General features: G+C 68.2%; 15 protein-coding genes. All 15 read left to right on the top strand.

Going from position 1 to position 13,005, the window contains the following annotated elements; translation table 11 throughout:
* The first annotated feature begins 51 nt into the window (after window positions 1-51).
* Entirely contained in the window at window positions 52-957 is a 906-nt protein-coding gene (locus BHQ18_RS27680; protein WP_234794344.1) for an alpha/beta hydrolase, read from the top strand.
* Between the two features lie 17 nt (window positions 958-974).
* Window positions 975-1,358: a cupin domain-containing protein gene (locus BHQ18_RS27675; RefSeq protein WP_069416863.1), complete on the top strand. Its 384-nt coding sequence runs from the start codon at window positions 975-977 to the stop codon at window positions 1,356-1,358.
* 31 nt (window positions 1,359-1,389) lie between these two features.
* A complete protein-coding gene (alr, locus tag BHQ18_RS27670) occupies window positions 1,390-2,556 on the top strand; it encodes an alanine racemase (protein WP_069416850.1) in 1,167 nt (388 codons plus the stop codon).
* A complete protein-coding gene (locus tag BHQ18_RS27665) occupies window positions 2,553-3,671 on the top strand; it encodes an alpha/beta fold hydrolase (protein WP_234794343.1) in 1,119 nt (372 codons plus the stop codon). Before alr ends, BHQ18_RS27665 begins: the two co-directional genes overlap by 4 nt.
* Window positions 3,664-4,131, top strand: coding sequence for a tRNA (adenosine(37)-N6)-threonylcarbamoyltransferase complex ATPase subunit type 1 TsaE (gene tsaE, locus BHQ18_RS27660; RefSeq protein ID WP_069416849.1), 468 nt, complete (start codon window positions 3,664-3,666; stop codon window positions 4,129-4,131). Before BHQ18_RS27665 ends, tsaE begins: the two co-directional genes overlap by 8 nt.
* Window positions 4,110-4,748, top strand: coding sequence for a tRNA (adenosine(37)-N6)-threonylcarbamoyltransferase complex dimerization subunit type 1 TsaB (gene tsaB / locus BHQ18_RS27655; RefSeq protein ID WP_084294435.1), 639 nt, complete (start codon window positions 4,110-4,112; stop codon window positions 4,746-4,748). Before tsaE ends, tsaB begins: the two co-directional genes overlap by 22 nt.
* On the top strand, window positions 4,745-5,212 hold the full coding sequence (rimI, locus tag BHQ18_RS27650; RefSeq protein WP_069416848.1) for a ribosomal protein S18-alanine N-acetyltransferase: 468 nt from the start codon (window positions 4,745-4,747) through the stop codon (window positions 5,210-5,212). The genes tsaB and rimI overlap by 4 nt, the downstream gene beginning before the upstream one ends.
* Window positions 5,213-5,217: 5 nt before the next feature.
* Entirely contained in the window at window positions 5,218-6,243 is a 1,026-nt protein-coding gene (gene tsaD / locus BHQ18_RS27645; protein ID WP_069416847.1) for a tRNA (adenosine(37)-N6)-threonylcarbamoyltransferase complex transferase subunit TsaD, read from the top strand.
* The gene (locus tag BHQ18_RS27640) at window positions 6,240-6,686 is read left to right on the top strand and encodes a nuclear transport factor 2 family protein (RefSeq protein WP_069416846.1); all 447 of its coding nucleotides are present in this window, start codon (window positions 6,240-6,242) and stop codon (window positions 6,684-6,686) included. Before tsaD ends, BHQ18_RS27640 begins: the two co-directional genes overlap by 4 nt.
* 180 nt (window positions 6,687-6,866) lie before the next feature.
* On the top strand, window positions 6,867-7,169 hold the full coding sequence (gene groES / locus BHQ18_RS27635; RefSeq protein WP_069416845.1) for a co-chaperone GroES: 303 nt from the start codon (window positions 6,867-6,869) through the stop codon (window positions 7,167-7,169).
* 82 nt (window positions 7,170-7,251) lie between these two features.
* Window positions 7,252-8,877 carry a chaperonin GroEL gene (gene groL, locus BHQ18_RS27630; protein WP_069416844.1) on the top strand — a complete coding sequence of 542 codons (1,626 nt, stop codon included), beginning with the start codon at window positions 7,252-7,254 and terminating at the stop codon, window positions 8,875-8,877.
* Between the two features lie 55 nt (window positions 8,878-8,932).
* On the top strand, window positions 8,933-10,447 hold the full coding sequence (locus BHQ18_RS27625; protein WP_069416843.1) for an adenylate/guanylate cyclase domain-containing protein: 1,515 nt from the start codon (window positions 8,933-8,935) through the stop codon (window positions 10,445-10,447).
* 173 nt (window positions 10,448-10,620) lie between these two features.
* On the top strand, window positions 10,621-11,625 hold the full coding sequence (locus BHQ18_RS27620; protein WP_069416842.1) for a peptidoglycan-binding domain-containing protein: 1,005 nt from the start codon (window positions 10,621-10,623) through the stop codon (window positions 11,623-11,625).
* A 198-nt stretch (window positions 11,626-11,823) separates the two neighbouring features.
* Window positions 11,824-12,135, top strand: a complete 312-nt coding sequence (locus tag BHQ18_RS27615; protein WP_069416841.1) for a hypothetical protein — start codon at window positions 11,824-11,826, stop codon at window positions 12,133-12,135.
* 302 nt (window positions 12,136-12,437) lie between these two features.
* A partial coding sequence (locus tag BHQ18_RS27610) for a DUF222 domain-containing protein (protein WP_109789435.1) occupies window positions 12,438-13,005 on the top strand: 568 nt, incomplete at its 3' end.

The following is a 13,005-nucleotide window of genomic DNA, read 5'->3' as shown; positions in this document are numbered from 1 at the left end:
GCGCTTTATCCGACGAATGTCTGATGACATCGGCGCCGTCGGATCGCGAGCATGGTGGCCATGGATCCCGAACTCGAAGCGTTTCTCGCGCTGTTCCCCAAGGCCGATCTGACCGACCCGGCGGCCGAACGCGAAAGCTTCGCCGCGCTGGCCGCGGCGATCCCGGTGCCCGACGTGCCCGGCATGCGGATCGAGGACCGCACCGTGCCCGCCGATCCGGACGTACCGGTGCGCATCTACCGCCCGCACGGCGCGACCGGCGCCATCGTCTGGCTGCACGGCGGCGGCTTCGTGATGGGCGACCTGGACACCGAGCACCCGTGGGCGACGCGCATCGCCGCCGGCTCGGAGGTGACCGTGGTGTCGGTCGGCTACCGGCTGGCCCCGGAGAACCCGTTCCCGGCCGCCCTCGACGACGCGTACGCGGTGCTGAAGTGGACCGCCGAGCACGCGGGCGAACTCGGAGTCGACCCCGACCGGATCGCGGTGGGCGGGCACAGCGCCGGCGGCGGTCTGGCCGCCGCGGTGGCGCTGCGGGCCCGTGACGAAGGCGGCCCGCGGCTGTGCTTCCAGCTGCTCAACCAGCCCGGCCTCGACGACCGGCAGGAGACGTTCTCGGCGCGGACCTTCACCGACACCCCGTGGATGAACCGCGCCAAGGTATCGGCGTCGTGGGGGCACTACCTGGGCGGCGCGGAGGCGACGGCGTATGCGGCGCCCGCGCGGGCCGCACAGTTGTCGGACCTACCGCCGGCCTACGTCACCACCGCCGAGCTGTGCCCGAACCGCGACGAAGGCCTGGCCTACGCGATGCGGCTGCTGCAGGACGGTGTGTCGGCCGAGGTGCACCAGTGGGCCGGCACGTTCCACGGCTCGCAGGCCATCCTGTCCGCCGAGGTGTCGCAGCGGCAGTTCGCCGAAATCGCCGACGTTGTGCGTCGCGCGCTGGCCCGATGACGAAAGGAATCTCTCAGATGACCACCCCGATCGATCTGTTCACCGCCGCTGTCCGGCTGCTGCCGGAAGGGGGAGCGCGGCCCGCGCCGCGCACGTTCGACGCCGAACATGCCAGCTGGCAGCTGATGGCCTTCCACGCCGACACCGACGCCGACATGCACGCCGACCATTGGGAGATGCATCCCGGCGACGACGAGGTGGTGGCGTGCCTGAGCGGCGGTGTGCGGCTCTGCCTGCGCGGCGAGAGCGACGGTGAGGACCAGGAGATCAGCGTGCCCGCAGGCGCCGCGGTCATCGTTCCGCGCGGCCGCTGGCACTGCTTCGAACTGGACTCACCCAGCGACATCCTGGCGCTCACGGTGCCGCGAGGCACCCGCCTGGAGCAGCGCACGACCGTCTGATCCGCCCGGTCTGGGAGAATCGACCCAGACCATGGACACCACCGAGCTGACCACCCCGTCGACGATCGCGGCCCCGCAGGCCGCGATCGACCTCGGCGCGATCGCCGACAATGTGCGCCTGCTGCGCGAACTCGCCGGCGGCGCGCAGGTGATGGCGGTCGTCAAGGCCGACGGGTACGGCCACGGCGCCACGGCGGTGGGCCGGACCGCGCTGGCTGCGGGCGCCGCCGAACTGGGCGTGGCGACCGTGACCGAAGCGCTGGCGCTGCGCCGCGACGGCATCACCGGTCCGGTGCTCGCCTGGCTGCACCCGCCCGGCACCGACTTCGCCCCCGCGGTCGCCGCCGATGTGCAGCTCGCGGTGTCCTCGGTGCGCCAGTTCGGCGAACTGCTCGACGGCGTGCGCCGCGCCGGGTCACCCGCGACCGTCACGGTGAAGGCCGACACCGGGCTGAGCCGCAACGGCGTCGCCGCCTCCGATTTCCCGGCGCTGATCGATGCGCTCAAGCGCGCCCGGGCCGACGGTGCGGTGCGGGTGCGGGGACTGATGTCGCACCTGGCGCACGGCGACGAACCGGACCATCCGTTCAACGACCAGCAGGCGCGACGGCTCATCGAGATGCGCGACTACGCCGCCGCGCAGGGCGTGCCTTTCGAGGTCACGCACCTCTGCAACTCCCCGGCCGCCATGACCCGCCCCGACCTGGCGTTCGATCTGGTCCGACCCGGTATCGCGGTGTACGGCCAGACCCCGATCCCGCAGCGCGGGGACATGGGGCTGCGGCCGGCGATGACGCTGAAATGTCCTGTCGCGCTGGTGAGGTCGATCAGCGCTGGTGACGGCGTGTCCTACGGGCACACCTGGATCGCCGACCGCGACACCACGGTCGCGCTGCTGCCGGTCGGATACGCCGACGGCATCTACCGCAACCTGAGCAACCGCATCGACGTGCTGATCAACGGCCGGTTGTGCCGCAACGTCGGGCGGATCTGCATGGACCAGTTCGTGGTCGACCTCGGCCCCGACGGCAAGGCCGCCGAAGGCGACGAGGCCGTCCTGTTCGGGCCGGGCACCCGCGGCGAGCCCACCGCCCAGGACTGGGCCGACCTGCTGGGAACCATCAACTACGAGGTGGTGACCAGCCCGCGCAACCGGGTGGTGCGCACCTACATCGAGACGGCGGGCGAGAATCGGTGAGCGAAGCCGAGATCCCGTTGCCGGGCGGGCGCAACTCGAACGCGCGGTGGCTGGCCGGAGCGGCCGGCCTGACCGCGGTCGGCGCCACCGCCGGATTGTCGGCCGCCCGCTCGCTGCGTCGGCGCCTCACCACCGAGGACCAGTACGCCGACGAAGATTTCGAGTTGCTCGACGTCGACCGCAGCTCGGTGGTGACAACGCCGGACGGGATCTCGCTAGCGGTGCGCGAAGTCGGACCGGAGGACGCGCCGCTGACGGTCGTGTTCGCCCACGGGTTCTGTCTGCGGATGGGCGCGTTCTACTTTCAGCGTGTCCGGCTGACCCGACAGTGGGGCGACCAGGTGCGGATGGTGTTCTACGACCAGCGCGGCCACGGCCAGTCCGACGAGGCGCCGCCGGAGACCTACACCGTGTCGCAGCTGGGGCAGGACCTGGAGAGCGTGCTGGCGGTCGTGGCGCCGCGCGGCCCGGTGGTGCTGGTCGGACACTCGATGGGCGGGATGACCGTGCTCTCGCATGCGCGTCAGTACCCCCGGCGGTACCCGACGCGGATCGTCGGCGCCGCGCTGATCTCCTCGGCGGCCGAAGGGGTTTCGCGGTCACCGCTGGGCGAGATCCTGCGCAACCCGACCCTGGAGGCGGTCCGCTTCGCGGTGCGCTACGCGCCGAGGCTGGTGCACCGCACCCGCGGCGCCGCCAAATCGGTCGTCGCCCCGATCCTGCGGGCCGCGTCCTACGGCGACGAGAGGATCAGCCCCAGCGTCGTGGCGTTCTCCGAGGACATGATGCACGGCACGCCGATCGCGACGCTGGTCGAGTTCCTGCACGCGCTCGAGGTGCACAACGAAACCGAGGGCCTCGAGACGCTGGCGAAGGTTCCGACGCTCGTGGCCTGCGGTGACCGCGACCTGCTGACGCCCAAGGAATACTCGCAGTCGATGGCCGCGGCCCTGCCGAAGGCGGAGCTGGTGATCGTCGGCGGCGCAGGGCATCTCGTGCAGCTCGAACAGCCCGAGGCGATCAACGAGGCCCTGGTCCGGCTGGTCGAGCGGGCGACCCCGTCCAAGCTCGTCGCCCTGACCCGGCGGGTGCGCGACAGGGTGCGCAATGGCTGAACGAAGCGGAGGCACCGCAGAACTGCCGAGCGCCGAGGACACCATCGCGCTCGGCGCGCAACTCGGGAAGCAGCTGCGCGCGGGCGACGTCGTCGTGCTGTCCGGCCCGCTGGGTGCTGGGAAAACCGTGCTGGCCAAGGGAATAGCGCAGGCGCTCGATGTCGACGGACCGGTCATATCGCCGACGTTCGTGTTGGCCCGGGTGCACCGCGCCCGCCGCGCCGACGCGCCGGCGATGATTCACGTCGACCTGTACCGGCTGCTGGACCACGAGTCGGTGGATCTGCTGGCCGAACTCGACTCGCTCGATCTCGACACCGACCTCGAGGACGCCGTCGTGGTCGTGGAGTGGGGTGAGGGGCTGGCCGAGCGGCTGTCCGACAACCACCTCGACGTGCGGCTGGAGCGGTCGTCGGACACCGAAGTGCGCACCGCGGTGTGGAATTGGAGCACGCCGTGACCATCGTGCTTGCCATCGACACGGCCACGCCGGCGGTGACCGCGGGCGTCGTCCGTCTCGACGATCACCAGGTGCTCGCCGAGCGGGTGACCGTCGATGCCAGGGCGCACGCCGAGCAGCTGACCCCCAACGCGGTCGGCGCGCTGCGCGACGCGGGCGTCGACATGGCTGATGTGGACGCCGTCGTGGTCGGGTGCGGGCCGGGCCCGTTCACCGGTCTGCGGGTCGGGATGGCCACCGCCGCCGCGTTCGGGCACGCGCTGGGCGTGCCGGTGCACGGGGTGTGCAGCCTCGACGCGATCGGTATCGACACCGTCGGTGACGTGCTCGTGGTGACCGACGCGCGTCGTCGCGAGGTGTACTGGGCCCGTTATCGGGACGGGCGACGTGTCGATGGCCCCGCCGTCTGCGCACCCGCCGACGTTCCGGGCGGCGCCGCCGCCGTCGCCGGTTCGCGCGAACACGCAGCGCTGTTCGATCTGCCCCGCCAGGACCCGGTGTATCCGAGCAGCGCGGGACTGGTGCGCGCGGTGCCGGACTGGTCAGGGCGGCCCGCGCCCCTGGTCCCGCTGTATCTGCGCCGGCCCGACGCCAAACCGTCGGTGCAGAAGCGGTGAGCATCGTCTACGGACCGCTCAAGCCGGCCGACGCGGCGCGCTGCGCGGAGCTGGAAGCCCAACTGTTCCCCGGCGACGATCCGTGGCCCGAGCGCGCGTTTCTCGCCGAGCTGTCCGCCAAGCACATCCGCTACGTCGCCGCCCGCGATGGCGACAAGCTCGTCGGGTACGCCGGCATCGCGCGGCTGGGCCGAAAGAAGCCCTACGAGTACGAGATTCACACGATCGGCGTCGACCCGGCCTATCAGGGCCGGGGTATCGGCAAGCGGATGCTGACCGACCTGCTCGAACCCGTCGGTGATGGGGCGGTGTTCCTGGAGGTGCGGACCGACAACGTGCCGGCGATCAAGCTCTACGAGAGCTTCGGGTTCGTCAACGTCGGGCTGCGCAGGCGCTACTACCGGGTCAGCGGCGCCGACGCCTATACGATGAGGCGCGAAGCACCGAGCCCCGCGAGACAGTAGACACCGTGACGATCATCCTGGCCATCGAAAGCTCCTGCGACGAAACCGGCGTGGGCATCGCCGAACTGGGCGGCGACGGTTCGGTGCGGCTGCTCGCCGACGAGGTGGCCTCCAGCGTCGACGAGCACGCCCGGTTCGGTGGCGTCGTCCCCGAGATCGCCTCGCGCGCGCATCTGGAGGCGCTCGGCCCCACGATGCGGCGTGCGTTGGACGCGGCGGGGATCGACCGGCCCGACATCGTCGCCGCGACGATCGGGCCCGGGCTGGCCGGTGCGCTGCTGGTGGGAGTGGCTGCGGCCAAGGCGTATTCGGCGGCGTGGCAGGTGCCGTTCTACGCCGTCAACCACCTTGGCGGGCATCTGGCCGCCGACGTGTTCGACCACGGGCCGCTGCCCGAGAGCGTGGGGCTGCTGGTGTCCGGTGGGCACACCAACCTGCTGCACGTGCGGTCGCTGGGGGAGCCGATCATCGAGCTCGGCAGCACCGTCGACGACGCCGCAGGCGAGGCCTACGACAAGGTGGCGCGGCTGCTGGGGCTGGGCTACCCGGGCGGCAAGGTGCTCGACGACCTGGCGCGCGAGGGTGACCGCGAGGCGGTGGTGTTCCCGCGCGGGATGACGGGCCCGCGCGACGACCCGTACGCGTTCAGCTTCTCCGGCCTCAAGACCGCCGTCGCACGGTACGTCGAGGCGCATCCCGACGCCTCGCCGGCCGACGTGGCAGCCGGCTTCCAGGAGGCGGTGGCCGATGTGCTGACGTTGAAGGCGGTGCGGGCGGCCAAGCAGTTGGACGTGTCGACGCTGCTGATCGCCGGTGGGGTGGCGGCGAACTCGCGGCTGCGCGAGCTGGCCGAGGAACGCTGCGCGGCCAACGGGTTGACGCTGCGGATTCCTCGGCCGCGGCTGTGCACGGACAACGGGGCGATGATCGCGTCGTTCGCCGCTCACCTGATCGCCGCGGGTGCGGCGCCGTCGCCTCTGGACGCGGTCAGCGATCCGGGCCTGCCGGTGGTGCAGGGGCAGGTCGCGTGAGCGTGACTGCCGACAAGCTGGCCGTCACCGAACTGCTGTACCGGTACGCCGAACTGATCGACGCCGGCGATTTCGACGGGGTCGGTCGGCTGCTCGGGCGAGGCAACTTCATGGGGGTGGCCGGCGCCGACGCGATCGCCGGGTTGTTCGCCGCGACCACGCGCCGCTACCCCGAGCACGGCAACACGCCGCGCACCCGCCATCTCGTGCTCAACCCGATCGTCGAGATCGGCGCGGACCGTACGGCCACCGCCCGGTCGACGTTCTGCGTCGTGCAGCACACCGAGGCGGTGTCGCTGCAGCCGATCGTGGTCGGCCGGTACGCCGACGCGTTCGGGTGCGACGACGGCGGGTGGCACTTCACCGAACGCCGGGTCGAGGTCGAGATGGTGGGCGATGTGTCGGCCCACCTGATGGTCGACCCGCACGCACACGGGAAATAGGCAGAGGGCTAACCTTGAGTGCTAGCACTCTCGTGTATAGAGTGCTAGGTGGCAGGCGGCCAACCCCTGCGCCGGCACCCGCGACGACGGTGCGTGGGCACGGACGCCATGCCGAACACCTGGTAACAACAAGACCCGGAACCCCGGGTCGAACACCTGAACTAGTGGAGGGCTCCAATCGTGGCGAGCGTGAACATCAAGCCACTCGAGGACAAGATCCTCGTACAGGCCAACGAGGCCGAGACCACGACCGCTTCCGGTCTGGTCATTCCCGACACGGCCAAGGAAAAGCCGCAAGAAGGCACCGTCGTCGCTGTCGGCCCCGGCCGCTGGGACGATGAGGGCGAAAAGCGCATCCCCCTGGACGTTGCCGAGGGCGACACCGTCATCTACAGCAAGTACGGCGGCACCGAGATCAAGTACAACGGCGAGGAGTACCTGATCCTCTCGGCTCGCGACGTGCTGGCCGTCGTCAACAAGTAAGCGCCCGTGTTCCGCCCCGGGAATCCCCGTCTACGCGGGTGATTTCCGGGGCGGCATGCGTCTGACCGAAAGACAGACAGCTATGAGCAAGCAGATTGAGTTCAACGAAACTGCGCGCCGCGCAATGGAAGCCGGCGTAGACAAGCTGGCCGACGCGGTACGGGTGACACTCGGGCCGCGCGGTCGCAACGTGGTGCTGGCCAAGTCCTGGGGCGGGCCGACCGTCACCAACGACGGTGTGACCATCGCCCGCGAGATCGACCTGGAAGACCCGTTCGAAAACCTCGGTGCGCAGCTGGTGAAGTCGGTGGCCACCAAGACCAACGACGTCGCCGGTGACGGCACCACCACCGCGACGGTGCTGGCGCAGGCGATGGTCAAGGCCGGGCTGCGCAACGTCGCAGCCGGTGCCAACCCGATCGCACTCGGTATCGGCATCTCCAAGGCCGCCGACGCGGTCTCCGAGGCGCTGCTGGCCGCGGCCACCCCGGTGTCGGACAAGAACGCCATCGCGCAGGTCGCCACGGTGTCCTCGCGGGACGCGCTCGTCGGCGATCTGGTCGGCGAGGCGATGACCAAGGTCGGCGCCGACGGCGTCGTCTCGGTCGAGGAGTCCTCGACGCTGAACACCGAGCTGGTGATCACCGACGGCGTCGGCTTCGACAAGGGTTACCTGTCGGCGTACTTCGTCACCGACTTCGACTCCCAGGAAGCCGTGCTCGAGGACGCGCTGGTGCTGCTCCACCGCGAGAAGATCAGCTCGCTGCCGGACCTGCTCCCGCTGCTGGAGAAGGTGGCAGAGGCAGGTAAGCCGCTGCTGATCATCGCCGAAGACGTTGAGGGTGAGGCGCTCTCGACGCTGGTCGTCAACGCGATCCGCAAGACGCTGAAGGCCGTCGCGGTCAAGGCGCCGTTCTTCGGTGACCGCCGCAAGGCGTTCCTCGACGACCTGGCGGTCGTCACCGGCGGGCAGGTCGTCAACCCCGACATCGGCCTGGTGCTGCGCGAGGTCGGCCTCGAGGTGCTGGGCAGCGCCCGGCGCGTGGTGGTCGACAAGGACAGCACGACGATCGTCGACGGCGGCGGTACGAAGGACGCCATCGAGGAGCGCAAGTCCCAGTTGCGGGCGGAGATCGAGGCGTCCGACTCGGAGTGGGACCGCGAGAAGCTCGAGGAGCGGTTGGCCAAGCTGGCCGGCGGCGTCGCCGTCATCCAGGTCGGTGCGGCCACCGAGACCGACCTCAAGAAGCGCAAGGAAGCCGTCGAGGACGCGGTCGCCGCGGCCAAGGCGGCCGTCGAGGAGGGCGTCATCGCCGGTGGCGGTTCGGCTCTGGTCAAGGCGCGCGCTGCGGTCGAGAAGCTGCGCGAGAGCCTGTCCGGTGACGAGCGACTGGGCGCGGACGTGTTCGCGTCTGCGCTTTCCTCTCCGCTGTACTGGATCGCCACCAACGCCGGGCTGGACGGCTCGGTCGTGGTGAGCAAGGTCGCCGAACTGCCGGGCTCGCAGGGCTTCAACGCGGCCACGCTGGAGTACGGCGATCTGGCGGCCGACGGTGTCGTCGACCCCGTGAAGGTGACGCGGTCGGCGGTGCTCAACGCCGCATCGGTGGCCCGCATGGTGCTGACCACCGAGACGGCCGTCGTCGAGAAGCCGGAGGAACCCGAGGATGACGGTCACGGCCACGGCCACGGCCATCACCACCACTGAGTGACTCTCTGCGAAACACCCCCGGTCCCGCGGCCGGGGGTGTTTTCGTTTAGGTATGGATCGAATCTGGCAGTGGACGTGGGATCGGTACAAGTCCAGGTTCTCGTGGGCCGCATGGCTGCTTACGTTCCTACTGGCCTTCCCGGTTTATGTCGCGTGGTCGCTGAGCATCGTCGCGTTCGAAGGATCTGATCGCTATATCGAGGCTGCCGCGATCACCGCGGCTATCGTGCTCGGATACCTCTTCACGGTGGTGATGCCCGGCGGGAAGGACGTCCGCATCATTGAGGGGTGGGCCGGCGGCGGGAACGTAGACGCAGAGGCCGCCCTGCGTGCCACCTACGACTACGGCCGGAAATTGATCGTCAGGGGAATGTCGGTCACCTTCCTCTGGGCTGCAGCGCAATTCGTTATTGTCGGGATGCTCACGGGAGCCAGCGGGTCCCGCCTCGTCCAATATGCGGTCGTCGGTGCGCTTGCCGGGACCGCCGGCCAGCTCATCACGAATCACAGCTACGTCGAATCGACCCTGCGACCTGCCAGGGCGGCGATCGTCGCGGACACAGAGATCGGCGACGGCCTTCCGCGCTCTCGTCCCGACTTCGCCATGTGGAACAACATTGCACTACTCGGGGTGGGGTTCGCGTTCGCCGTTGTCGGAGCGATTCTCGGATCGGTGTTGGATGTGGCAACGCACGGACCGATTCCCGCGATGCTGATCGGTGGTGTCTTGATCCTTGTCGTCGGGCCGTCGCTCTGGGCCGGGTACTCGCCGTTGCTGCAACCCATCCGCGATCTTGCGGCAGGAACGGAGCGAGTTGCGGCCGGTGATTTCACTCAGCGTCTACCGGTGGTGCAGGACGATGATTTGGGCGCGCTGGCTGCGTCGTTCAACCGTATGCAGGCAGGATTGGCTGAGCGACAACGACTTCAGGCGGCGTTCGGCACCTACGTCGACCCCGCCCTCGCCGCCCGGCTGCTCGAGCAGGGCAGCGACGTGTTCAGCGGTGAGCGCCGCGAGGTTACGGTGATGTTCATTGACATCCGCGACTTCACCCCGTTCGCCGAGGCCAACACCGCCGAGGACACCGTCGCCCGGCTCAACGCTGTATTCGACATCGTGGTGCCCGCGGTTGTGGACGCCGGCGGGCACATCAACAAGTTCCTCGGCGACGGCGCGATGGCGGTCTTCGGCGCTCCCAACGATCTCGCGGATCATGCCGACGCCGCGGTACGTGCCGCGGTGCTGATTCACCGCGGCGTCGCCGAGCAATTCGAGGGTGAGGTTCGGATCGGCATCGGAATCAACACCGGTGTGGTGATCGCCGGCACCATTGGCAGCGGCCCCCATCTCGAGTTCAGCCTCATCGGCGACACCACGAACGTGGCAGCCCGCGTCGAGCAGCTGACCAAGACAATCGGTGACCCGATCCTCCTCACCGACCAGACCGTGGCCGCTCTGGTTTCCCGACCGCCCGGACTCACTGACCGAGGCGCACACGCACTGAAGGGCAAGTCAGCCCGAACCTTGGTCTTCGGCCTCGGCTCAACGGTGGATGTTCTCGGCTGAGTGCTCGCGATTCTCGCGACGCGTGATCCGTTCGCTCTGGCGACCCGCGCTCGGTGGTGAACTGACCGTCGCTGCACCACTTCGATAGCCGTTATCGCACTAGCAAACAATACGGTCTATTCCGTTGTATACAAACGAAATTCGTGTCAGCTGTGAAGGCTACGGTGTGTCTCATGGCGGTAATCCTGAGGGCAGACGACAACAATGATCTGGTCCGCCTGCTTCAGGCACGGCTGAACCGCGACTATCCACTGCACTCCAGGCTCAAGGTGGACGGCGTCTACGGGCCGCGCACGGAAGCGGTGGTCAGAGAGTTCCAGCGCCGCGCCGGCCTTGCGATCGATGGCGTCGCGGGCCCGGCGACCCTGGGCCGTCTCGGGTTGAATTTCGATCAGCCACCGCCGCTGCCGACGAATCTTCCGTTCTTCTACACCGCGTCCGGCACGTGGGCCACACCGTTTGTGGGCCCGCCGTTCGACACCGGTTGGCAACTGGAACGACGCGGGCTGGTTCGCAATCAGCCCGTCGGTTACCCCGCCGCCGGCTTCCTGTATCCGAACCCCTTCATGAGCTACAACGAGTCCGTCGCCTTGGGCGTCGCGGAACTGACCCGGCTGATACTGATGAATGCCGGCGGCTTCTATCTGTGCGGTTACAGTCAGGGCGCTGAGGTCGTCGTGCGAGTGCTGCGGCTGATGCTGCCCGGACAACCGCTGGCCCACCGCGCAGCCGACCTGCGCGGCGCCATCCAGTTCGGGAGCCCCTGTCGGCCGCCCGGTCCGACGCGGGTGGGCAACAATCCGCCTGGCGCCGGGATCGCGGGGTTCTACACACCGGAGGAGTTCCGTTCGCGCACATATGACTTCGTCGTCGACGGCGACATGTATGCGACGACCACCGAGGAAACGCTGTTGCAATTGGGCTATGAGGCGCTCACCCCTCTGGAACTCGAACTACCATTCGCGCTCGAGATCCTCACCTTGATTCAGCGCAACGAGTTCCTCGAACTTCTCAACCTCGCCTATGCCCCCGAGACGTTCGCGAAGGTCGTGCGAACCGCGATCGTGGTCGGTGACTTCCTGGCTCGCAATCCGCACATCCACTACCACGACTGGCGCAGCTTCAACGGACAGACAGCAGTTGAACGCGCTGTCGGCATCGTGGCCTCGAGGGTCTAGCCCGCATATCGACCAAACCGTTGCTTAGGCAACAGTTCCGCGAGGAGACTTCGCAGAATCGGCGAGCAGCGATTGCTGTTGGCTTACGCTCGCCGTGGGGGTGCTGTGGGAGGGCGCGTAGGCGACTACGCATGATCAGTAGCCCTGATGGTGCGAGCCTCATGGGAACGATCGCGCAAGTCGGGAGCGGACAGAGAAATGAACAAGTCGATGATCGCGGCCACGTGTGTCGCGGCTGCTCTGGCGCTGGCGCCTGGGGCCGGTGCACAAACACCGCCGCCGATTGCACCGGGCAACTATATCTACACCCACGGCGATGGCGCCTCGATACCCGTGACAGTCGCCTATGACTGCGGGCCCGACTGCTATTCGGTTTCGGGCGCGGATGACCGCTACGAGTTCCGGTGGCAGCCCCAGGGCATCTGGGTGGCGGCACCCGGTATCTGGACGGCTGACGGGTTCGACTGGACGCATCCGCGTGGCACGCCGGGACGGCTCACCCCAGCCTGAGGGTTCCCGCACACACGCAGTCGCGGTCGACGCCGAGTTCCGGGTTCAATCAGTTGACGTCTCTTGTGGAGATTGAGATCCGCCCACCGACCGCAGTTCTAACGGAATTCTTAACCAACGGTGGAGAACTGCGGAATTGTGTCGAATGTGCTGATCTGAAACCACATTGGTCACATCCGAGCAGGGGAAACTCCGGCGATCAGACGTGGAATTTGTCGAAGACCGAAACCCCGTGCAGGTCACACGATCACACGCCTACTGTCGGAGGATCTTTTGTCGGACCGTGTTGGCATGATGGGGTTATGTCTTCGGCGGCGGCTTGTGGTGATGCTCCGGCGGTGAGCGGGGTTGATCGCTTGTTGGAGTTGTATGACCGGTTGGCGGAGTTGTGCGGGCAGCGAAACGCCATCGATGCTCAGGTCGTGGAGATTGTCGCCGAGATCGATCGTGACGGATTGTTGGGCGCCGCTCCCGGGGTCAAGTCGCTCAAGGCTTTGGTGGCCTGGAGGTTGGGCATGTCCGAAGCCAACGCGGGCAACATCGCGGCGATCGCCGGTCGTTACGATGAATTCCCGCGCTGCACCACCGAGATGCGCCAGGGGCGGCTGTCGCTGGATCAGGTCGGGGTGATCGCCCAGCATGCCGGGCAGGGCTCTGATGAGCACTATGCTGACTTCGCGGCGGTGGCCACGGTGCGCCAGATCCGCAAGGCACTGAGTCTGGAAACCAAGCCCGAACCCGACCGCGAGCCCGAACCGGAGTTCAAGCGGTCGTTTTCGAAGAGCACCGGCGACAATTACACGACGTATCGCATCACGGTGCCCAATCTGGAGGCGGCCAAAGTCGATGCCGCGTTGGCTTCGCATCGGG

The organism is Mycolicibacterium flavescens (assembly GCF_001722335.1).
Classification (GTDB): Bacteria; Actinomycetota; Actinomycetes; order Mycobacteriales; family Mycobacteriaceae; genus Mycobacterium; species Mycobacterium flavescens.
The sequence above is the reverse complement of the archived record's forward strand: the minus strand, read 5'-3'. Positions and strand labels throughout refer to the sequence as shown.